Source organism: Eubacterium sp. AM05-23 (assembly GCF_003477535.1).
GTDB classification, from domain to species: Bacteria; Bacillota; Clostridia; order Eubacteriales; family Eubacteriaceae; genus Eubacterium; species Eubacterium maltosivorans.
The window spans coordinates 104,716-125,451 of the sequence record NZ_QUDF01000015.1 but is presented as its reverse complement, the minus strand read 5'-3'; the positions used below and the strand labels follow the sequence as shown (position 1 = coordinate 125,451).

The following is a 20,736-nucleotide window of genomic DNA, read 5'->3' as shown; positions in this document are numbered from 1 at the left end:
TTACCTCCTGAATTGTTTTTTGTGTTCGGCGTTTTGCCTTACACTTATACAATCCGTTTTAGAGGTACAAAAAGAGCATCCTCCTTTTTAAAAAATAAAGATTAAGTTTTTACTAAGCTTTCAGGGTGGAGATAACCTTTAACATCAGGAGACAGAGCGTTAAAAAGAGGCTTTTTAAGTGGAAAGTTGAAAGTGGATAGTGGAAAGTTCAGGTACAAATCAGCCTTTGGCAGATTTGATTAGGCGCGGCCTGCGGCCGCTATTAATCGCTTGAGCCACAGGCGAAAGCGTACGACAACTTTCAACTCTCAACCATCAACTATCAACTCATACAAACTGCCTAAGCTTTTTAAGGGCGCTCCGGCACGCTCTGGTCATCACAGAGGGGCTCACGCCCTCTGCCTTTGCCAGCTCGGCAAGTGTCCCCTTTTGCAGAAAAAAGTGTTGAAATGCGGCTTTTTGGCGCGGCGGCAGCTTTTCATAGGCCTGAATCAGCCGTCTGTTTTTCTCCTTGTAAAGACAGAGCGCCTCCACATCGGTTTTTTCATCTAAAATCAGCTCGATGAGGGCAATGGCCCCGCCCTCGCTTTTTATCTCCCGGTCCAGCGATTCCTCTGGTGTGACGGATCGGTCAAACCGCCCCTCTCGCCGTTTTTTAAAATAGTTGGTGAGTCTTGACCGGATAAACACCTGAAAATAAACCTGGGCGTCTGGCTCAAAATCCCGGACTGCCTCCAGAAAAACGCAGGCCGCGTCCTGGTATGCGTCCTCGTAGTCTGCCGGATCATACACATACTGGTTGATGAGCGTTAAAATCAGCGGCTTAAAGCTCATGAGCAGCATTTCTCTGGCGGTCTGGTCGCCCTCGCCGGCCTTGCGCACCCATTCGTTTAGGGCGCGGTATTTGTCATCCTTCAAGTAATTCCCCCTTTCGGGCTGTCTTTTTAAAACAGCGCGTCATCCTCGCGGATATCCTGTATATCAAGCACCACCTCGGGGTGGGCGCCCTGCAGGTCGGCCTGATAGTCGTTAAACTGATCCTCCGCGTCCTCCGCATCCCTTGCGTGAAAGCCTATCCGGACACGGCATTCTGCCGTGACCACATAATCTCTTTTCCGCCTCACCAGGCTTCCTCCGATACCGTAACGATTTGTGGACAAACTGCACCTCCTGAATCATAAAAGATTAATATATAATATTATTTAATATATTATTAATGGCGGACACGGGCGTCCGTGATTCTGCCGCCACTTTTGCCATTTTGCCAATATTGCGGACATCAATGTCCCCGAAGCCGGATTGGTGAAATTTTCAGTCCGACTTATCCACATACCCATAGACTAGGTTTTTTTCACCGGAAAGATTGTTAAGCACGACAGGGGCCACGTTGTCGGCAAAAGGCACCAGGGTATAAAAGCCAACCTGTTTGTTTTTAATGGCCCGTTTGTACTTCAGACGGCCCGAGGCCACAAGCTCGCTCCGGTAGCGGCGAATATGGCGTTCTGAGCATTTGAGTACCCGCTCAAGCTGCTGGGGACGCACCCAGAATTCTACCCGCCACAGCCACCGCCCGTCTAAGGACGGCAGTGCGCAGGCGTTGCACCGGTACAGCAGGTAATGCCACAGGGCGATGGCCCCGGGCGACAGCTTTTCCTCATCTGTGAGACCAGCGTGCCATTCATAAAAGCCGTCGAGCTCCGCAAAATAATTTATGCCTTTTCCTCCTTATCCCAGGTTAAAAACCAGTCGACCAGGCAGGCCTGGCCTTTTGGCGTGACACGGGTCACCGACCAGAGGGTCTTTTGCTCTCCGCCCAGGGGCTTTTCAAAAAAGCCCTCCTCGATTTCAAAATAGCCCAGCTCCATGGTCCACTGCAGGGGCTTGTTCCAGCTGCCCTTCTGAGCGCTTAGGAAGCCGCCCTGGCGCAGCCTGGTGAACAGGCGGTTCCGCCCGATGTTCAGGCCGTTCTGGCGCAAAAGCTTTGCCATATCCCCCATGGAGATGGTCCCCTCGGAGGCGGTGATGGCCTCGCCAAAGTCCGCGGCGGGCTTTAGCTCCCGGACACGAGTTTCCAGCTTACTGAGCTTGGCGCTCAATACCCTGTTTTTGGCGGTCTCGGCCCTCAGCATGGCCATCAGCTCCCGCATGGCCTCGGGATCGTCCTGCACCCGGTCCATCACGTCATCCTCCATATAGGCGCCATGTCTGCGGATGCTGGGCAGGATGACCGCGGTCACATAACGCTTAAAGTTCTGGGCCTCCGGGCGTGTGCTGCCAAAGATCAAGGCGTACAGCCCGCTCTCGTTAACGACCAGCATCCCCTGGGGGTGTCCGTTGGCGTCTAAGATACGCCGTTTCGACGTATCTGCCGGGCTCACGTGGCGCCTGACAATGCTCGAAGCGTCTTTACTGTATCCAAGGGCAGCGCACACATCCGCGGCCACCAGCCATTCCCGGGTCACCTGGCCGTCTGCGGCCTCCTGCTCCACCAGCGTGCGGATCCTTCCGAAAAGAGCGCTCTCAAAGGTCTGGGTAAAAATTGTCGCGGCCATTTTACACTTCCTCCCTTTCGATCATGACGAAATACTGTTCCTCGTGGTCAAGTGTTGTTTTAAACACCATGCGCCCCATTTCGACGCTGTCCAGCAGCAGCTCCACGTCGGTGGTGGCCCGCAGAGCAGGGTTTCGAAGCGCCTCCCAGTCCCCTTCAAAAAGATGATCTGTCTCTGTGCCTGGCACCTCGGTGACCGTACAGCACTCTCGGCTGCCGTCAGGCTTTATGGTTTCCAGAACACACCCGCCGCCTGGGGCCGTCACATAAAAATCCAATGGATTGCTGCTCACAAACATGCGAACCTTTGAGAGGTCCCGCACCAGGTTCATGCCCTCTAAAAACGCCGGCGTCGCCTCAGGCTTCCAGCCCTCTGGACGGCAGGCCCTGGGGTTGTCCACCGAAAAGACCGGCGGGATAAAGCCTGGCACTTCCTCTGTACCCGAAAGACCCAGGTACTTTAAAAAGTTCGGAAGCGGCGTAAGCTCTCTTGCCGGCACATGGGTCTTTTTCGCTTCGCTCACAGCTGCCGTGGTGGATGATGGTTTGTTTTGGTTCATATCAGAACCTCCTTAAAAATTTTCCTAAGCGATCACCGCTAAGGTTGAGATCATTATACGAAATTACCCCGCTGCGGTCACCTTTCATTCCGCCACCAAAACGGGCACTAAAACGCAAAAAAGCCCCATTTTTGAGACTTTTTTGTTTTAAAAAGATATTATTTTGTCTAGAAAGCGGTCTTTTTGAGCTTTTTCTCTTCCTGAAGGCAAACATTAAAATATGCGCACCGCAGACACTCCCCGTCCCGCGCAACGGAAAACCCACTGCCTGTCAGCAGGACCTGAGCCGGCAGAAGCGCCCTGCACAGCGCAGAACCCTGCTCAATCTTCCGCTCCATGGCCATGCTGGTGCCTGCATAACAGACCGCCATTCCGCTCTCAGCCACGACACACCCACGCTCTCGGTCGTGCTCTTTAATTAAAAAAAATCCGGTCGACGTAACTGTTTCCCGTTCCGTCGCCGGGCAGACTGGTATGAGCAGGCATGACTTGAAGATTCTTGCCAATATAAAAGCAGAGGTTCCGCTTTGTTTTAAAGCGCTTGGCGTTGGCTCGCGCACAGGCAGCCACATCCTTTTTAAACAAACGTCCGATCCTGTTGATCAGACGTTTGGGCGTGCAGGGCCAGAGGGTGACCGAGCCGTCCCGGTACACAATGCCTGTCATGGGGTCGGTGAGCGCGCTGAGGTTGATATACGCCACTGGCAGAGCACGCTCCGGGTCGCAGAGGAGCCACTCCAGACACGCATCCGTGAGATGGGCAAAGCCCATGTCCGGTCCAAAAATTAAGTTCTCGAAATCAATGCCGATGAAATGCGCCAGATTATGGGCGTCGTTAAAAAATGTGTTTTTCATTTTTTCTCCTTTGTGGGGATGGTATTTATGTTGAGTCGTTAACCCTTGGTGGTAAACGATTTACATCAGCGATATTAAAATCGGCAGACAATGTGGCATCTGCCGGATGGATATGTCGGAAAGCATTTATTTTTTGTGCTCACTTTTTAAGATTCGATACCATTTAAGGTTTTTCTTTTTCTCTCCAATGATGATATCTTCCATGGTTTCGCCTTCAAAAATAAACCCAAATTTCTGATAAAATCGATTAGCCCGTATATTTTCAGATAAAACATTTAAATAAATTCGATTTAAATTGAGTTCATAAAATCCATAGTTTAAAATTGCCTCCGTTGCAAACTTGGATGTACCGTTTCCCTGAGCACATTTCCTTAAGCAAATCGCATATTCGGCTTTTAAGTTATCGAGATCAATATTTTTTAGGCTGACTGTTCCCTGATATTCATCGCCATCATTTACAATGGCAAAATGCTTATTATTGTTGTCTGATTGTGCTGACTCAGTGAATTTTTGAACGGTTTCTATTGTTTGAGCATTGGCATTAAAGCGAAAATTTTTGTTTATTTCTGGATCATGCATCCATTCTAGCATATAGGGGGCGTCTTTTAGCTGTAACGGTCTTAATTTCATCTTCTTTGACACATCATCATTTTATAATCATCATAATCGCGTATATACTCATCTCCATCATAATGCTCGCTGGCAAGCACCAGTAAAATCGAATCCTCTGAAAAATCGTACATATCTTTCCACACCATCTTAGGAATATACACGCCTTCATGCGGTTTGTCTAAAACATAGACTTTTTCCTCTTTTCCATCATCCACACGCACTTTAGAGGTGCCGCAGACATTGATCAGGACAAACTCTGTTTCGCGGTTGGCGTGCTGCCCCCTTACCACGTCTGGGTCTGAGCCATAGATGTAAAAGACACGCTTGATATCAAACGTAACATCCTCGTTTCCTTCAATTACCACAAGATGCCCCCGCTCATCTCCAAGCTGCTTAAACTTAATAAATTTTGTATTCTCAATACTCTCCTGCATCACAGTTTCTCCTCTGGTTTAAATCGATTGATCTGGTTAATCACATAATCCTGTTCTTCTTGCTTCATCCCATTGAAAAGTGGAATGGATAAAACTTCTTTCGCTTTTTTTTCGGTAATGGGCAGACTTCCCTCTTTCATTCCTAAATACTGGTAGGCTTCGGATAAATGCGGCGGTATGGGATAATGAATGATGCTGCCAATGTCATGTCTGTTTAAGTACTCGATCAGTTCATGCCGATATGCTGTTTGGATAACAAATTGATGCCAGACGGTGGTCGCGTCATTCTGAATTTCAGGTAGCTGGATCATGGGATTTTTTATACGTTCCAAGTATTTACCACACAGTTCCTGCCGTTCAGCATTCAGTGCATTTAAATATTTTAGCTTCACGCGCAAAAGCCCCGCCTGCATTTCATCAAGACGTGAATTGGCGCCTACCACTTTGTTGTAATAGCGTTTTTTACTTCCGTAATTCCGGTACATTTTAAAGGCTTTCGCAATGTCCTCGCGGTTTGTTGTGATGGCGCCGGCATCGCCAAAGGCCCCCAGATTCTTGGAGGGGTAAAAGCTGAAACAGCCAATATCCCCAAAGGTGCCGGTCATCTGGCCTTGATAGGTGGCGCCATGGCTTTGGGCACAGTCTTCCACTAAATAGAGGTTGTACTTTTTGCAAAGTGCCTGAATTGCGTCCATTTTGCTGGCCTGTCCGTAAAGATGCACCACTAAAATTGCTTTCGTTTTCTTCGTAATTTTTTCTTCAATTTTATTCACATCAATATTATGATACGCATTCGGCTCCACAAAGACAGGGGTCGCACCATTAATGGTAATGCCCATCACGCTGGCGATGTAAGTGTTTCCCTGAACAATGACTTCATCGCCCGCTTTGATGCCAAGCACTCTGAAGGCAAGCCAGAGTGCGTCCAGTCCACTGGCAAGGCCCACACTGTATTTTGTTCCGATATAGTCGGCAAATTCCTGCTCAAAAGAGCTTACTTCCTGTCCGAGCACATACCAACCACTTCGCAGTACTTCGAGTGCTTTTGCTTCGTATTCATTTTGATGCATATAAAATTGAGGGGCTAGTACATTTGCTGGTACTTTCATTTTTTCCTCTCAGATCTTAGGTTTTATTTTTTCTTTTTTAAGCTGATAACAAGCTTTTGGATATCCCTCCAATAGCCTAAAATAATTGTCAAAATGCATAAAGCTATCAAACTATATAAAAGTAAATTAATCTTAAAAAACAGGCACAGGACAATCCCGGTCATTAAAAGACTGATTACTTTAAAATGATGGCTTAGTTTTAAGAGCTTCATTCTTGACGTAATGATCACCACCATTAATACCGAAACCGCATAACCTGTGAGCGTAGAAAGCGAACAGCCAACAATACCATAAGTACGTATCATAAAAACATTCATCACAATATTGACACCCACGCCCAATGACAAGGATAATGTCATATAATAGCTTTTTTTAATCACAATAAATTGATTGCCGGCAGTCTGAACCAGCATTAACAATAACGGTGACAAAAATAAGTATGGAAACACATCTGTACCTTTGACATAATCACCGGTAAACAATAAGTTGAATATCCATTGATTAAAAGGGATTAAGATGAGAAACGCTAAAAATGAGATGATCCCTAAATACTCAAATATCTTAGAGGTTAACTGTACCTGATCATCATCCCGCATGGTTGAAAACGCAAAGTACTGCCACCCACCGGCAAAGGCCTGATAAATAAACTGGCTAATTGAAGCCACACGGGCGCCAATAGAATAAATCCCGACCTGGGCCAAATCCAGCATATGGGTAATCATGATTTTGTCCGTCGAGTTAAAGGCCCAGTAGATGATGAAAACCGGCAGAAGCGGCAAACCGATCTTCAACAATGTTTTAGCAATCTCTTTATCATAAAGCTTAAAGTGGAACTGTTTTTTATTCAGTATCCAAAAGAAAAGCAGGATGCCAAGGCTGGCGATAAGGTTGCCATAGATCAAGCCTTGATAGCCTAAACCAATATAGACTAATAAAATCGCAAGCCCGTAGTACGTGATCGAATTGGATAAACCTGAAACCACATAGATAGTCCGGCGGTTCTGCATACGTGTGGGTGCTGATATAATGTTGCGGTTGGCGGATAAAAAAACGCCAATGGCGGCTGCTACAATAATAAAAGTACTATTAGTGTCTCCTAAAAAGATTTGTGAAAATGCCTTGTTGAAGATAATCAGGATCAGCATTACCACAAAGGATGATAGCAACACAATCTGCATACCAGTTGAAGAGACTTTCATTTTGTACTGTAATTCGTCTTTTTCAAAGTATTCACGGAATATGGCGTCGTAAACGCCTAACACAGCAAAGGATGATCCGAAATTTATAATCATGTTAAATAGATCAAAACGGCCATAATCACCAGTATTTGGAAGCATTCGAGTTACAACAGGAAGCATTAAAATAGGTACTATCTTATTTAATATGTTGATAAAGCCATAGGCCAAAAAATTTTCAACAAATAATTTTATTCTCGACATTTGTTATTAACTTTCTTCTATAATCTTCAAAAAATTTTCAGAAACAATATTCCAATCAAATTGTTGTATATCTTGTATTGCTTGTTCCCTTTTCTCTTTAACTATTTTTTGATTTTTTATCATATACATAATACACTCTGCTATTTTCCGAGGCTCCTTAATTGGTATTATCCAAGCATTTTTTTTATTATCTGCTGGGTAATACCCTGTTGTAACCACTGGAGTACCACAAGCCATTGATTCTATTACAGGATAATGCACTGCTCCTAATTGAATGTGTCCGGGAGCTACCATAATATCAATAGAACGATAATATTCTGCCAATTCTTTATCGTTTTGTGGCGTTACACAACACAATCCATCAACTTTTTCATTAAGATCATCATATGCTATCTTTAAATAAAATTTATTTTCATTATCATAACTTTTTAGTATTTTAAAAGCGTCTATTACATCTTTAGTTCCTTTCCATAATAATGGCCGTCCTATTGTTCCAATAATAATTTCATTAGAAAAATTTTTATATTCTTTTGGATAAAAATTATTTAAGTCTAATCCTGGATAAACAATATCTTTGCCTTTAATATTTTTATAATCTATATAAATATGTGAATTTACAATTTGTTTAAGTGGTAATATGTAAGATAATTTTGCTAATAATTTTTTGACGAATTTTTGATTGAACTCTGGTTCATAAGCTTGTATGTAATATATTTTTTTTGCCGCATATCCCGAAAAAGCAACCGAATAAGCGGTTGTCCAATGATTAGCAATAATAACATCGAATTTTTCATTAGTCTTTTTTAAATAATTTAAAATTGCTAAAACATTCAAAATTCCATTTTTATGTTTTTTCTTTTCAACACTGTTCTCAATCCCATCTGAATTAACAAAAATCAATTTTCCTTTAACAGGGAAATATGGTTTTTGGGAATAATAGTGTGTTATATAATATACATTATTTCCTTTTTTAGAAAAATAATTTCCTAATTCCGAAAGAACACGCATTCCTCCACTTTTTGCAAATCCTAAAATTGGTATTAGTATCTTCACAATAATTATCTCCTTATGCAATTTATATAAAATTGTTAATAACATTTATTTTTTAAATATTCAATAAAAGATAATGTAAACAAAAACGAATCGACCCACACTGTAAATAACAATGGCTCGAAACAAGAATCAATCAATATAAAAAGTATAATGTATCTCATTGACGGATTTTTTTTCATATAATTTATTATACAGAAAACAAATATTAATAATCCAACCAATCCTATCTGGTGAACTAGCAACACATATAAATTATGAGGACGCCTTATAAGACCGACTTGATTTGATACACCAAATCCAAAAATCATTTGTTTAAAATCCCCATTATAATATTGATCCAAATACTGCTTCCACATCAAACTTCGTGATGAAACATTTATATCATTACCTGAAAACATAGCTTCAAATCGTTGCACTAGACGTAAATTTTCAATAACATTATTTTTAAAAAAGAATAATATTATTGACACACATATCAATATTCCCATGCCAATCAAAACTACTGAGGATAATTTTATTTTTTTTTGAATTATTTTTTTTATTCCCTTATTTATTCCATATAAGAATATAATTACAAAAAAACTAATTGTAGCTCCCCTACTTTGAGCAAATGTCAGATCAATCAATAATATTATCCAAAGCAAATATCTCTGTTTTTTTTCTAAGTACGCACTATTTATAAGTAAATACATAAATAAAATAATCAATATAACAATTGTATAATTTGAATTTGACATGCTAGGAAATGAAAAACTCCGTTTTATCAGGAATAATGCTCCTAAATTATTATTTAAAATACCTAAAATAATAATTTGAAATATAATTATGCATGATAAAAAAACTAAACATATGAAAATTCCGTTTAGTATATCTTTATAATCAATCTTTTTTTTCTTTACTATTAACAGACATATAAAAAGTGCAAAAGACGACAGTAAATATCCACACCAAATCATTGCATTTTGTAAATTTTTTTCGTTTGTTATCATTGTAATAAATAATGATAACAATAATAATAAATAAACAAGTGCTAAATCTGATACTTTTTTACAATAGTCAATATTAACATTCAACTTGCCTTTTCCACTAACTAGCAAAAACAAAAACAAAATAAATGGTAATAACGAAAATGCTACAAACCCTTTGGAAAAATAGCCTACAATTAATGTGCTAAATGGTGATAGTATTAATAAAAGTAAAAAAGCACTATAATTTTTATTATAACAATACATACACACTAATAAATAAAACACACCTATAATAAAATAAAAAAAACTATTTTCAAATGACCCATCTGTTGTATAATATCCCAAACTTGTATCATTGGCATTAATGTTGGACGTAAATAAATTAGTTAAAAACAAACAAGCAAAAATTATAATTATGAGATAGTAGTTTCTATATTTATTTTTCATCAAAAGATATCACCTAACTAAATTTATGAAAACAACTCTTAAATTATTCCAAATAAAATTCTTATTCTAAACCAAAAATTTCTATCAAATGTCAACATGTATATATCTTTATCAAAAAATAATTTTAATCGTCCAATTATACTTTTTCTATAAAAGGCAACTTTTTTTATTTTTTTTTCATCTTCTTGTAATATTTTCTTTTCAAATCCATTCAAAAATTCTTCTGACATTACATCACGTTGATGATCCGATAAATGTTTTAATGAATTAAGTCTGTTTGTCCATTTTGAACAAAACGAATTTTTATCACCTAAAACGTTGGCGTTGTGCTGTCTATATCCTATATGTGGTGATGAATCATAATACACTTCACCCATAAAAACACAAATTAAATACATCCAATAATCATGCATAATGATCTTTTTAGGTTTATAACTTAAAAAAAGTTCTTTTGCTTTTTTGTTGAAAACAATTGTACACCCTGTTGCTATATTCTGAGCTAATGCAGTATACCTACTATTCAATAATTTACTTTTATCTATACCAACTTTTAACACCTCATCATTACAATCAATTAAACGATAATTTGAACAATACATACATGGCTTTTCAGGATTACAATCTTTTAAAATTTTAGTAGCTATTTCAAGTTTATTTTTATCCCAAATATCATCTTGATCAGAAAATGCATAGAAATCAAAATCGCCTGAAAGTTCGACAAGTTTATAAAAACTTTTAGCTGGGCCAATATTGTATCCCTTATAAACCGTAACAAAATCATTATATGTTTCACAAATTTCAGCGGTTTTGTCTTGTGATCCGTCATCTCTGATTAACAAATCAAAAGCGATATTTTTTTGGAAAATTATACTTTCTAACTGCTTTTTTATGTATTTTTCCCCGTTATATGTTGACATTAAGATTTGAATTTTTTTTTTCATTTTTTACTCTGATTCTTTTTCTTTTATATATATGCAATTGCTTTTTTTATTTTCTCAAGTGCTACTTCGTATCCATAAAAACAATTAAAATCTTTTTTTATTTTCTGTACTTTTTCTTGATAGTACTCTTCATTAAATAAATATTTTTCAAGCAGCTCATACCAATTGTCATTTTTTACAATATCACCATAATTTCGAACAATTTTCAAATTTATACCCACATTACTTGCAATAACGGGTTTTTCTAAGTTTAAATATTGAATTAATTTAAATCCACATTTACCTTGATTTGATTTAGTGTTTTTTAGAGGCATAATTCCAATTGATATTTCACTTAATTCTTTGATGTATGAATCAAGTTTCCACTTAATAAATTTAGAATTTTTTATCTTTTTTAGATATCCACAATCATCATCACAAATAATTAAAAATTCTATCTCCGTATGCTTTTGAACTAAATCATTGATAGGTTTTACAATTAAATCAAGATTATTAATTGTTGATTTTGTACCTATCCAACCAATAATTTTTTTTTCATAAGTATTCTTTTTATATGGCAAATATGCCGGAGTATACTCTACTGTAGGTATCTGTATTACTGTATTTGAAAAAAAAGAATAATACTTTTCCAGTTCATCATTGCCAACTATAACTGCATCTGATTTTGACGCGACATAACTAGAAAAACCTCGTGGTTTTTCATCTATATAAATAGCATCATCAACATCAAAAATAATCTTTGTATTTCTTCTTTTTAAATACATTAAAAAGTTAATTCTGCTTTTAGGAATTATCTTTTTTTGAAAAAAAACAATATCGTATTTTGGCGCTACAGCTATTAATTGATAACCCCTCCTGCATAAGCAAAAAACATAAGAAATCGCTATGCATAAGGCATATTTCTTTTTGTCTTTTATATATTTATTTATATATCTATCATTCCAAAACGAAAAATATTTTGTTTCAAATTCCTTGTTTAATTCTTTTTCAAATTGTAGTATACGGTAATTAGAAGATGCACCGTTCTTTCCATAAACTGTAAAAAAGCATACTTTTTTCATGAAAATTCTTCCTGATACCACTCAATCGTCCGTTCAATCCCCCGCTCAAAACTATAATCCGGCGCATACTTTAGAAGTTTTCTTGCTTTGCCAATATCCGCATTGGAGTGTTTGATATCCCCTGCCCGCTCGGGGCCATAGACGGGTTCGATCTTTTTGTTCAGCAGTTCGCTCAGTTTTTGGTAAAGTTCATTGAGGTTAACCTGCCCGCCGTAGGCAATGTTGAAGGCTTCCCCGGCGGCTTCCCTGGGGGCCTGCATGCCTTTCAGATTGGCTTCGATGACATTTTCAATATAGGTAAAATCTCTGGACTGGCTACCGTCTCCGTTGATCGTTGGCGCTTCATTTTCTAATAAGTTTTTGACAAACTTTGGGATAACGGCAGCGTAGGCGCCGTCGGGGTCCTGTCTTCTGCCAAAGACGTTGAAGTAGCGAAAGCCGATGGTTTCCAGGCCGTAGAGTTTGGTGTAAAGTGCGGCGTATTCTTCATTGGTTCTTTTGGTCAGGGCATAAGGGGAGAGTAAGTTTCCTTCTCTGCCTTCCTTTTTGGGCAGGGTCGGCTCAACGCCGTAAACGGATGAGGATGAGGCGTAGACGAACTTTTTCACGTTGTTCTGTCTGGCGGCTTCGAGCATGTTCAGGGTGCCTTTGATATTGATTTCTTCGTAGACCAGGGGCATCTCGATGCTTCGGGGCACGCTTCCCCAGGCGGCCTGGTGGGAGACGTAGTCGATATTCTTGCAGGCGTTCATGCAGGTATCGAGGTCTCGGATATCGCCTTTGATGAATTCGAAATTTGGGTTTTCTAAAAAGGGCTGGATGTTTTCTTCTTTTCCGGTGGACAAATCGTCCAGACATCGCACGAAATGACCGCGTTTTAGCAGGGCTTCGCAGAGGTTGGAGCCGATAAAGCCTGCGCCGCCGGTGATCAGAAATTTGGTTTCTTGGGGGAAGGTGATGTTTTCATATCCCATTTTTATAGCCTCCAGTAGGTGTAGTTTTGCTTTTCACAGGTTTGTTTATTCAGGATGCCTTTTAAATCTATGAGGATTTTGGCTTCTGGATTTTGATAGAGCTTGTCGAAGTCCTCGAGGGTTTTGTCTTTAAAGCTTTGATGGGCGACGGCGATGACGATTAAGTCTAGGTTTTTCAGATCTTTATAATCTGTAAACTCGATGTCATATTCCCTTTTTGCTTCTTGGGCATCGGCCTCGGGGTCGCAGAGGATGGGCTCGATGCCGTAGTCTCTGAGCTCTTTGACGATGTCGATGACTTTTGTGTTTCGGGTATCGGGGCAGTCTTCTTTGAAGGTAAAGCCCAGAATGGCGACTCTTGCGTTTTTAACGGAGATGTCTTTTTTTAACAGTTGCTTGACGATGTTCTCGGCCACATATTTGCCCATGTCGTCGTTGATGCGCCGCCCGGACAGGATGATCTGAGAATGGTATCCTAACTGTTCGGCTTTGTAGGTCAGGTAGTAGGGATCGACGCCGATGCAGTGCCCGCCGACGAGGCCGGGGAAAAAGTTCAGGAAGTTCCACTTGGTGCCGGCTGCTTTTAAAACGGCCTGGGTGTCGATGCCCATCTTGTTAAAAATGATGGACAGTTCGTTCATAAAGGCGATGTTGATATCCCGCTGGCTGTTCTCAATGACTTTGGCGGCTTCGGCGACTTTGATGCTCTCGGCCCGGTGGACACCGGCGTCGACGACGAGCTCGTAAACCTTGGCAATGGTGTCCAGGGTTTCTTCGTCCATGCCGGAGACGATCTTGACAATGGTCTCGAGGCGGTGGACTTTGTCGCCGGGGTTGATGCGCTCTGGGGAATAGCCGACTTTAAAATCCTCACCGCATTTTAAACCGGATTCTTTTTCTAAGATGGGGATACAGACTTCCTCGGTAACGCCGGGATAAACGGTACTTTCATAGACAACGATGGAACCTTTGGTCAGGTTTCTTCCCAGGGTATGGCTGGCGCCTTCCACGGGGGTCAGATCGGGGGTTTTATCGTCGCTCACTGGGGTTGGAACGGCCACGATGTGAAACTTGGCTTCTCGAAGTTTTGTCTCGTCGCTTGTAAAATCCACGCTACAGCTTTTGATGGCTTCATCCCCTACCTCTTTGGTGGGGTCAACGCCTTTTTGATAAAGCCGGACTTTTTCAGCGTTGACGTCAAAGCCGATAACGTCGAGCTTTTCTGAGAAGGCAACAGCGATGGGCATGCCCACGTAGCCGAGGCCGATGAGGGACAGTTTTTCTTGTCTATTTTTGAGTGCTTGATATAAATCCATTTTTTCTCCAGAATCGAATCTAATTATTTATTTATGTTTGTTTTTTAATATGTTTTCAATCTCTTCCATGTAGACGTCCACGACGATCTGGCGGTCAAACTCCCGCTCCATCTTTTTTCGCCCGGCGATTCCCATTGCTTTCTTTTTTTCATAAGGCAACGCGATAAACTTTTCAATGGCTCGGACGAGGTCGTCGACGTTTTTTGGTTCAAAGCCAAAGCCGGTGATGCCTTCATCAAAGGCTTCCTGACAGCCGGGGATGTTGGAGGCCAGCACAGGGCGGCCGCAGGCGGCGGCTTCTAGAAGGACGTTAGCCATGCCTTCATGGTAGGATGGATGGATCAAAGCGTGATGAGCTTTGATATGTTCGTGAATGACATCCTGGTGGCCCATATAGTTGATGATTTTCTGCCTGTGTAAAAATTCCAGCTGGGCTTTTCCTTTGTAGTCTGCTTCACAAAAACCAATGAAATCAAAAAAAACATGGCTATATTTTTCTGTAATCCTCTGGGCCGCGACCAGTAACTCATCAATGCCTTTGTCTTTCATCATGCGGCCAATAAAGAGGAATCGGACGGTGTCATCCTTCTTTGGGTAAGGCTCATAGCAATGGGCATTCAGGTTGACGCCGGATCCGGGCAAAAGTCTCTGATTTGGAATTGAAAGGCCCTGTTCTTTAAAAAAGCTTTGATTCTTCTGGTTTTGGAAAAAGACCATGTTAACTTTTTTAAAGGCTTTTTTGTAAAGCGTCAGAATCAGTTTTTGCTTCAATCCGCCTTGTTCAACGGCTGTGCCTAGTCCGGTGATGTTGGCAATGTAGGGAATGCCTAATTTCTGACAGGCCATGCCGCCATAGATGGTAGGTTTGATGGTGTAGGTTAGAACGATATCGGGGTTGTATTCCCTCATAATCTTTTTGTATTTCTGAAGGAGCTTCATATCGGTGATGGGATTAGTGCCACGGCGGTCGATGGGGGTTTTGATAAACGTGCATCCCATTTCTTCCAAGTATTTTATTTTTTTTCCAACAGGTAGAGATAGAAAAACTTGACAATTTTGAGATAACAGTATTTTAATAAGCTCTTTTCGAAAGTTATATAAACCCACATCGTTATTCGCTAAAAATAAAACCTTTTTCATCTCGTACTCCTAATAGCTGAAATGCTTATCTTCTCAAAACCTTATCCTCTATATTCAGGAAAAAAATTCTCATTATTTTTGAAGATATTCAATTGTTTCAATTCCTCATAAATCTTATTTACAAAGATTTTCTTACCAATTGAAAACCTCACATCTGAATTTCGGTTAAAAGCACTCTTAAATTTATACAAATTGTCCTCGCAAGACCCTAAACCTCCGCCTAGATGCAGGGTTTTAAAGCCATTCTCTGCCCCCCAACAGGCCGCTTCATAAAGAAGAAGGTTGGTCGGCGCATATTTTAAGTAAGCTTGTCTTGAAGCGGACAAATGATAGTGCATCTGTTGATTGCAGAACAGAATAATTGACATTGCAATGATCTCATTTTTTTGTTGTGCATAAAAAATCAGACTGTTATCTTTTAAATCGTTAAGAACGCTTTTGTAAAAACTTGGTTTAAAATAGTAATAGGAATCTGCCTTGTCTTTGTCCATTGTTTCAGTATAAATATCGGCAAAAACTTCAAATAGTTCCGGACTTCGTCCCCAATAAATCTTGACACCGGATTTTTGGGCTTTGCGGATCATGTTTCTGTTTTTGCTGGTGATGTTTTTCCAAATTACTTCCTGGTTACTTAGATCCATCAGAATGGTTTCACCCAATTCTGTCACTTCATAAAAATCGGTCAGCGATCTGGCATTTTCCAAAACAGGATGAAAGCGGACAAACTCACAAACAATATTATGTTTGCTACAATACTCACAGTATGCAGTATTAAACTTTTCCATGTTTTCTTTTGTCTGAGCACCTTCAACTAAAAAGCCACCGTAACCATAAGGGGTTGTAAAGTCATAATATGTGTCAATAGGAATTTTATTGACCAAATTAGGTGAGCATCCTATGTCTCGTTTCATGGTCACATTCATTGCTTTAAAGTCATGATCGTGATAAAAGTTAAGAATAGGTTCCCCATCTCCATGGATTTGAAAGGCTTTTACATAATCAATGAGATAATAAACGTCATGATCTTTAAATGATTTGACAATTTTATTCCATTCTTCTGCTTGATTGCTTGTAATGATTTCTAATTGACTCATTTTATTTCCTTTCAAAAAATTGTATGATTGCGTCGACAATTGATGTCATATCCTCTGTGTCGTATCGTTGATCACACACTAAACTGAGCATATTTTGATACACCTCTTCGGTAGCCGCATTTAACTGGTGTACTGATGAGATCGGCCAGTGGATCGGACAATAAATATTCTGCTGGATTAAAAATGCTCTCAGTGGATCTCTCTGATGTTTTTTTACAATAATCGGGACGAATAAGGGGCAAGTATCCTGTTTTACTGCTTTGTAAAGCAATTCAATGTCTTTACAAAATCTCAATTTTTCACAGAGAAAAGCTGCATTTTCTTGCCGTTTCTTTTTAATTTTTGCAATATTTAAATGCTCGATTTGTTCTTTTATTTCCTGATCACAGCCGTAGCCGCGATAATCCTTGTCTAAGATTTGCTCGGCTTCATCGAATAAAGTTAAAAAGATGTTTTTTTCAATGGGTTCGCCCTCAATGTATCGACGTTTTAATCGATAGGCAGCTTCCCGCTTTTTAATATATGCTTTGTTGGGATCTATCTTTGATGCTGGATCACAAAGTGTTTCATTTGACCATACCACGGCACCGCCAGGCAACCCTGTCCATTTGCGCAGACTTGCAAAAGCATAATCGGCTTCTGTGTGAAATGCTTTAGCTGTGAATAAGGAGTGCGTAGCATCTTCAACGATTAGTTTTCCCTGAGGCTTGACTTTTTTTACAAACTCATTTAATTGTTCATCGTTAAAGCCAAAGTATTGAATGCTATAAAAAAGATCAAATTCTTCATTGGGATCCACTTTTATCATCAATTTGTTCTCTTCGAGGAGAACATCATAAAAGATTAGCTGGATATCATTATCTAAAAAAGGCTGGATCATGCTGTAACAGCAGTAAGATGGAAGGTATGCTTTCTTTATGGGCTTCTTTGCTTTTATATTTTTTATTAGAAAATCCAAGGCTGTTCGGCCGGATAAAAAAAAGCATTTGTTTCTTTTAAAAGCATTGAATAAACGCTGTTTCTCTACTGTCTGTTCGACGGTCCAAAATTCACTGCCGATTTCCTTTTTCATATTTTTAATCTTGTTTTCTTAGTTCCAAAAAGCGATTAAGTTTCATTTCTTTTTTGTAATCTTCAAACAGTTTTTTACAGTCATACTTGGGTTCGTAACCTAACTCCTCTTTTGCGTTCTCGATATCCATCAAAAAGCCACCGCCATTGGATACTTCGGGATGATAAATAATTTCAGATGGTTTATCTTTAGGAGAGAACACGTCAATAATCGTTTCACATTGTTCCTGTAATGTAACTGGAATGCCTGTCCCTACATTATAGAGTCCTTCATCCCGATCGACGTTTATCGCTTTACACATCATCTGCGCGCAATCATAAACATGAACCATATCTTTTGCATAATTTGGATCTCCCCATATTTCTATTGGTTTACCTTCCATTGCGTTATTTATGGTTTTATATAGGGGACGCAGTGTTTTTACACCATTTGGGAAATAGTACTGATAAGGGCTGTATCCATAAATTGTCGGAAATCTAAAAATAAACTTTTTAATACCGTACTCCTGATGATAATGTTCAATTAACTCAATGGATGTATTTTTCGAAATGACATAAACAGCATGATCTCCTTTGTAGCTAAAATTCTTGGGCATATCCGGTTTTAATGTCATGCCTTCTTCAGCGTATAATGAAATATCAAAAACAGTCGTACTAAATAAAATTCTATCCACATTATTTTTACGACAATATTCTAAAACATTGTACGTGCCCATAATATTTGTATCTAAATAAGCTTTAGCATTATATTTATTCATATATGAAGGAATCACGGCTGCCAGCATAATAACTGCATAAACATCATCCTTTGGAAGTTTGTCAAAATCACTTGTTTTTGTAACATCCACATCAACATATTTCACGCCAAACTGCTCAAAAACATTTGTCTTTCTTCTCCCAGAAGCAATAATTTCAAAATCTGAATCCTTAAAAAATTTAGCTGCATATTTGGTAAAATAAGATCCTACATTGCCTGAAGCACCAAAAATAATTATTTTTTTCATAAAAATTCCTCTTTTCTCGATTACTATAATTTATCATTAAGTTCTTTTTGTCTAATGATATGAAATGCTTCCGGTTTCTCTTCTCCTTGCCCAATATCACTGTGGGAAAGGACAACACGAACTGTTTTTAAAAGTATTTTTAAATCTTTTATAAAGGTTACATTTTCTACATACTGTGTGTCATAATAAAATTTTTCTTTCCATGATAATCCATTTCTTCCGTTAACTTGCGCTAAACCTGTTAATCCAGGCCGTACGTTATGCCTTTTCTTTTCATTTTCATTATAATAAGGCAAATAAATTGTAACTAAAGGCCGCGGCCCAACAAAACTCATATCTCCTTTAAAGATATTAAACAGCTCTGGTAACTCATCTAAACTCATTGCTCGCATTTTCTTTCCAAATGGTGTTATACGATTTTCATCTTTTGAGATATTTACCTGTTCTTTCTTTTGAGATGCAATTCTTTTTAAACGCTCCTCATCTGTCAAATTATTTCCCTTGCTATCTTTTGCATCCAGCATCGTTCTGAATTTGTACATCGTAAAAATCTTTTCATCCTTGCCGGGCCGCTTCTGTTTGAAGATGACCGGGCTCCCCAGTTTCTTTTTAACCAAAATGGCGGTGACGCCCATCACGGGTGACAGCACGATGATGGCTGCGCCGGACAGGGTGATGTCGAGTATGCGTTTGATGTATTTCTGATAGATCATTTTGAACCTCTGTGTTTGGCTTTTTAAAAGAGTGTTTTAATCATGTTGATAATGCGCTGCTGGTCGGCCTCGGTCATTTTAGTATCGCTTGGCAGACAGACGCCCCGGTTAAAGATGTCTTCTGCAATGCTTTGTTCATTCTCTCTGTCGCAATGGCTGAAGAAAGGGTATTTTTTAAAGTACGGCTGCAGGTGCATGGGTTTCCAGATGGGCCGGGATTCGATGTTTTCTTTTTCCAGAGCCAGCATGATATCCAAGGGTTTGACTGCACTGCTTTCTTTTAAGGTCATACAACTGAGCCAGCAATTGGGTTTGCCTTTATCGGAAATGGGCATCATTTCGATAGCGTCGATGCTCTTAAAAGCTTCTCGATAGGCCTCAAAGATTTGCTTTTTCTTCGCGACTCTTTCATCAAGGACTTTTAACTGTCCTCTTCCGATACCGGCAACGATGTTGCTCATGCGGTAGTTGTAGCCTAATTCTTTGTGCTCGTAATGCCGTTCATTCTCTCTGGACTGGGTGGACCAGAAGCGGACTTTCTGGATGAGGGCTTCGTCGTTGCCGAGGAGCATGCCGCCGCCGGAGGTGGTGATGATCTTGTTGCCGTTAAAGGATAGAACGGACAGATCGCCTAGGGTACCGCATTTCTGTCCCTGGTAGGTTGCACCTAAGGCTTCGGCGGCGTCTTCTAGCACGGGTGTGTGGTGTGCTTTACAGATGGCTAAAAGTCTTTTATAGTCGGCGGACTGGCCGTATAAGTCTACAATAACCACGGCTTTGGGATGGGGGTATTTTTCGTAGGCTTTTTCTAGGGCTGCCGGGCTCATGTTCCAGGTCTCGGGCTCGCTGTCGATGAAAATGGGCTTTGCACCCAGGTAGATAATGGGGTTGGCGCTGGCTGAAAAGGTCAGGCTGGAGCAGAAGACTACATCGCCTTCCCCTACTCCCAGTGCTTTTAAACCGAGATGCAGGGCGGCTGTGCCGGCGGATAAGGCTGCTCCTGCTTTAAGTCCCACATAGTCTGCCATTTCTTTTTCGAACTGGTTGACGTTTTTGCCCAGGGGGGCGATCCAGTTCGTGTCAAAGGCTTCCTGTATGTATTTCATTTCTTCGCCGCCCATGTGCGGGGAGGCGAGGTAGATTTTTTCTTGTTTTTCCATGGTAGTTCCTTTTTTTGAAACGGTGAGGGCACCGTTCTCTACAGTTCATTTCCCTATATTAATTACATTCAATTATTTAAAACTCGTAGCACTCATGATCAAAAAAATCCTTTAATCCTTACTTTCATCGCATTACGGTTGCTTTCTTTAATAAATAAGGAAGAAAACAACCACAATGCGATGCGAAATAAAAACAGGCGGTGCTAAGCCTGTACTTTTGGCCTTATAGGCGAC

The 20,736-nt window shown here is 40.2% G+C and carries 23 protein-coding genes; all 23 read right to left on the bottom strand.

Annotated elements, in window-relative coordinates; translation table 11 throughout:
• Positions 1-327: 327 nt before the first annotated feature.
• The 23 genes from DW091_RS17755 to DW091_RS17645 all read right to left on the bottom strand — a co-directional run bounded on the left by DW091_RS17755 (position 328) and on the right by DW091_RS17645 (position 20,502).
• Entirely contained in the window at positions 328-918 is a 591-nt protein-coding gene (locus DW091_RS17755) for a sigma-70 family RNA polymerase sigma factor (protein WP_118518856.1), read from the bottom strand.
• 26 nt (positions 919-944) lie between these two features.
• Positions 945-1,160, bottom strand: a complete 216-nt coding sequence (locus tag DW091_RS17750; RefSeq protein ID WP_118518855.1) for a hypothetical protein — start codon at positions 1,158-1,160, stop codon at positions 945-947.
• A 151-nt stretch (positions 1,161-1,311) separates the two neighbouring features.
• Positions 1,312-1,542, bottom strand: coding sequence for a hypothetical protein (locus DW091_RS17745; RefSeq protein ID WP_074618525.1), 231 nt, complete (start codon positions 1,540-1,542; stop codon positions 1,312-1,314).
• Positions 1,543-1,709: 167 nt separating this feature from the next.
• A complete protein-coding gene (locus DW091_RS17740; protein WP_118518854.1) occupies positions 1,710-2,552 on the bottom strand; it encodes a phage antirepressor KilAC domain-containing protein in 843 nt (280 codons plus the stop codon).
• 1 nt (position 2,553) lies between these two features.
• The gene (locus tag DW091_RS17735) at positions 2,554-3,111 is read right to left on the bottom strand and encodes a hypothetical protein (RefSeq protein ID WP_074618527.1); all 558 of its coding nucleotides are present in this window, start codon (positions 3,109-3,111) and stop codon (positions 2,554-2,556) included.
• Positions 3,112-3,278: 167 nt separating this feature from the next.
• A complete protein-coding gene (locus DW091_RS17730) occupies positions 3,279-3,497 on the bottom strand; it encodes a hypothetical protein (RefSeq protein ID WP_133067105.1) in 219 nt (72 codons plus the stop codon).
• A gap of 28 nt (positions 3,498-3,525) precedes the next feature.
• Positions 3,526-3,966, bottom strand: a complete 441-nt coding sequence (locus DW091_RS17725; protein WP_118518853.1) for a hypothetical protein — start codon at positions 3,964-3,966, stop codon at positions 3,526-3,528.
• Between the two features lie 126 nt (positions 3,967-4,092).
• A complete protein-coding gene (locus DW091_RS17720) occupies positions 4,093-4,596 on the bottom strand; it encodes a GNAT family N-acetyltransferase (protein WP_118518852.1) in 504 nt (167 codons plus the stop codon).
• On the bottom strand, positions 4,593-5,012 hold the full coding sequence (locus DW091_RS17715; protein WP_118518851.1) for an FdtA/QdtA family cupin domain-containing protein: 420 nt from the start codon (positions 5,010-5,012) through the stop codon (positions 4,593-4,595). Before DW091_RS17715 ends, DW091_RS17720 begins: the two co-directional genes overlap by 4 nt.
• Positions 5,012-6,121, bottom strand: a complete 1,110-nt coding sequence (locus DW091_RS17710) for a DegT/DnrJ/EryC1/StrS family aminotransferase (protein WP_118518850.1) — start codon at positions 6,119-6,121, stop codon at positions 5,012-5,014. The genes DW091_RS17715 and DW091_RS17710 overlap by 1 nt, the downstream gene beginning before the upstream one ends.
• 23 nt (positions 6,122-6,144) lie before the next feature.
• Positions 6,145-7,560 carry an oligosaccharide flippase family protein gene (locus tag DW091_RS17705; RefSeq protein ID WP_118518849.1) on the bottom strand — a complete coding sequence of 472 codons (1,416 nt, stop codon included), beginning with the start codon at positions 7,558-7,560 and terminating at the stop codon, positions 6,145-6,147.
• A 6-nt stretch (positions 7,561-7,566) separates the two neighbouring features.
• Positions 7,567-8,613: a glycosyltransferase family 4 protein gene (locus tag DW091_RS17700; RefSeq protein ID WP_158577934.1), complete on the bottom strand. Its 1,047-nt coding sequence runs from the start codon at positions 8,611-8,613 to the stop codon at positions 7,567-7,569.
• Positions 8,614-8,648: 35 nt separating this feature from the next.
• Entirely contained in the window at positions 8,649-10,028 is a 1,380-nt protein-coding gene (locus DW091_RS17695; RefSeq protein ID WP_118518847.1) for an O-antigen ligase family protein, read from the bottom strand.
• Between the two features lie 38 nt (positions 10,029-10,066).
• Entirely contained in the window at positions 10,067-10,969 is a 903-nt protein-coding gene (locus DW091_RS17690; protein WP_118518846.1) for a glycosyltransferase family 2 protein, read from the bottom strand.
• A gap of 23 nt (positions 10,970-10,992) precedes the next feature.
• The gene (locus tag DW091_RS17685) at positions 10,993-12,030 is read right to left on the bottom strand and encodes a glycosyltransferase (RefSeq protein ID WP_118518845.1); all 1,038 of its coding nucleotides are present in this window, start codon (positions 12,028-12,030) and stop codon (positions 10,993-10,995) included.
• Complete coding sequence (locus DW091_RS17680; RefSeq protein ID WP_118518844.1) at positions 12,027-13,004, bottom strand: SDR family oxidoreductase; 978 nt, start codon at positions 13,002-13,004, stop codon at positions 12,027-12,029. Before DW091_RS17680 ends, DW091_RS17685 begins: the two co-directional genes overlap by 4 nt.
• A gap of 2 nt (positions 13,005-13,006) precedes the next feature.
• Complete coding sequence (locus DW091_RS17675; RefSeq protein ID WP_118518843.1) at positions 13,007-14,320, bottom strand: nucleotide sugar dehydrogenase; 1,314 nt, start codon at positions 14,318-14,320, stop codon at positions 13,007-13,009.
• A gap of 27 nt (positions 14,321-14,347) precedes the next feature.
• Entirely contained in the window at positions 14,348-15,460 is a 1,113-nt protein-coding gene (locus DW091_RS17670; RefSeq protein WP_118518842.1) for a glycosyltransferase family 4 protein, read from the bottom strand.
• 41 nt (positions 15,461-15,501) lie between these two features.
• Entirely contained in the window at positions 15,502-16,554 is a 1,053-nt protein-coding gene (locus DW091_RS17665; protein ID WP_118518841.1) for a GNAT family N-acetyltransferase, read from the bottom strand.
• Between the two features lies 1 nt (position 16,555).
• Positions 16,556-17,626 carry a hypothetical protein gene (locus tag DW091_RS17660; RefSeq protein WP_118518840.1) on the bottom strand — a complete coding sequence of 357 codons (1,071 nt, stop codon included), beginning with the start codon at positions 17,624-17,626 and terminating at the stop codon, positions 16,556-16,558.
• A 4-nt stretch (positions 17,627-17,630) separates the two neighbouring features.
• A complete protein-coding gene (locus tag DW091_RS17655; protein ID WP_118518839.1) occupies positions 17,631-18,629 on the bottom strand; it encodes an NAD(P)-dependent oxidoreductase in 999 nt (332 codons plus the stop codon).
• Positions 18,630-18,652: 23 nt separating this feature from the next.
• On the bottom strand, positions 18,653-19,342 hold the full coding sequence (locus tag DW091_RS17650) for a sugar transferase (protein ID WP_118518838.1): 690 nt from the start codon (positions 19,340-19,342) through the stop codon (positions 18,653-18,655).
• A 23-nt stretch (positions 19,343-19,365) separates the two neighbouring features.
• Complete coding sequence (locus DW091_RS17645; RefSeq protein WP_118518837.1) at positions 19,366-20,502, bottom strand: DegT/DnrJ/EryC1/StrS family aminotransferase; 1,137 nt, start codon at positions 20,500-20,502, stop codon at positions 19,366-19,368.
• Positions 20,503-20,736: the final 234 nt, after the last annotated feature.

Coding starts and splice junctions, on each gene's coding strand:
- DW091_RS17725 (WP_118518853.1), bottom strand. CDS start 3,966: ATGAAAAACACATTTTTTAACGACGCCCATAATCTGGCGCATTTCATC.
- DW091_RS17685 (WP_118518845.1), bottom strand. CDS start 12,030: ATGAAAAAAGTATGCTTTTTTACAGTTTATGGAAAGAACGGTGCATCT.
- DW091_RS17740 (WP_118518854.1), bottom strand. CDS start 2,552: ATGGCCGCGACAATTTTTACCCAGACCTTTGAGAGCGCTCTTTTCGGA.
- DW091_RS17670 (WP_118518842.1), bottom strand. CDS start 15,460: ATGAAAAAGGTTTTATTTTTAGCGAATAACGATGTGGGTTTATATAAC.
- DW091_RS17690 (WP_118518846.1), bottom strand. CDS start 10,969: ATGAAAAAAAAAATTCAAATCTTAATGTCAACATATAACGGGGAAAAA.
- DW091_RS17660 (WP_118518840.1), bottom strand. CDS start 17,626: ATGAAAAAGGAAATCGGCAGTGAATTTTGGACCGTCGAACAGACAGTA.
- DW091_RS17650 (WP_118518838.1), bottom strand. CDS start 19,342: ATGATCTATCAGAAATACATCAAACGCATACTCGACATCACCCTGTCC.
- DW091_RS17715 (WP_118518851.1), bottom strand. CDS start 5,012: ATGCAGGAGAGTATTGAGAATACAAAATTTATTAAGTTTAAGCAGCTT.
- DW091_RS17735 (WP_074618527.1), bottom strand. CDS start 3,111: ATGAACCAAAACAAACCATCATCCACCACGGCAGCTGTGAGCGAAGCG.
- DW091_RS17680 (WP_118518844.1), bottom strand. CDS start 13,004: ATGGGATATGAAAACATCACCTTCCCCCAAGAAACCAAATTTCTGATC.
- DW091_RS17705 (WP_118518849.1), bottom strand. CDS start 7,560: ATGTCGAGAATAAAATTATTTGTTGAAAATTTTTTGGCCTATGGCTTT.
- DW091_RS17645 (WP_118518837.1), bottom strand. CDS start 20,502: ATGGAAAAACAAGAAAAAATCTACCTCGCCTCCCCGCACATGGGCGGC.
- DW091_RS17720 (WP_118518852.1), bottom strand. CDS start 4,596: ATGAAATTAAGACCGTTACAGCTAAAAGACGCCCCCTATATGCTAGAA.
- DW091_RS17695 (WP_118518847.1), bottom strand. CDS start 10,028: ATGAAAAATAAATATAGAAACTACTATCTCATAATTATAATTTTTGCT.
- DW091_RS17710 (WP_118518850.1), bottom strand. CDS start 6,121: ATGAAAGTACCAGCAAATGTACTAGCCCCTCAATTTTATATGCATCAA.
- DW091_RS17675 (WP_118518843.1), bottom strand. CDS start 14,320: ATGGATTTATATCAAGCACTCAAAAATAGACAAGAAAAACTGTCCCTC.
- DW091_RS17665 (WP_118518841.1), bottom strand. CDS start 16,554: ATGAGTCAATTAGAAATCATTACAAGCAATCAAGCAGAAGAATGGAAT.
- DW091_RS17655 (WP_118518839.1), bottom strand. CDS start 18,629: ATGAAAAAAATAATTATTTTTGGTGCTTCAGGCAATGTAGGATCTTAT.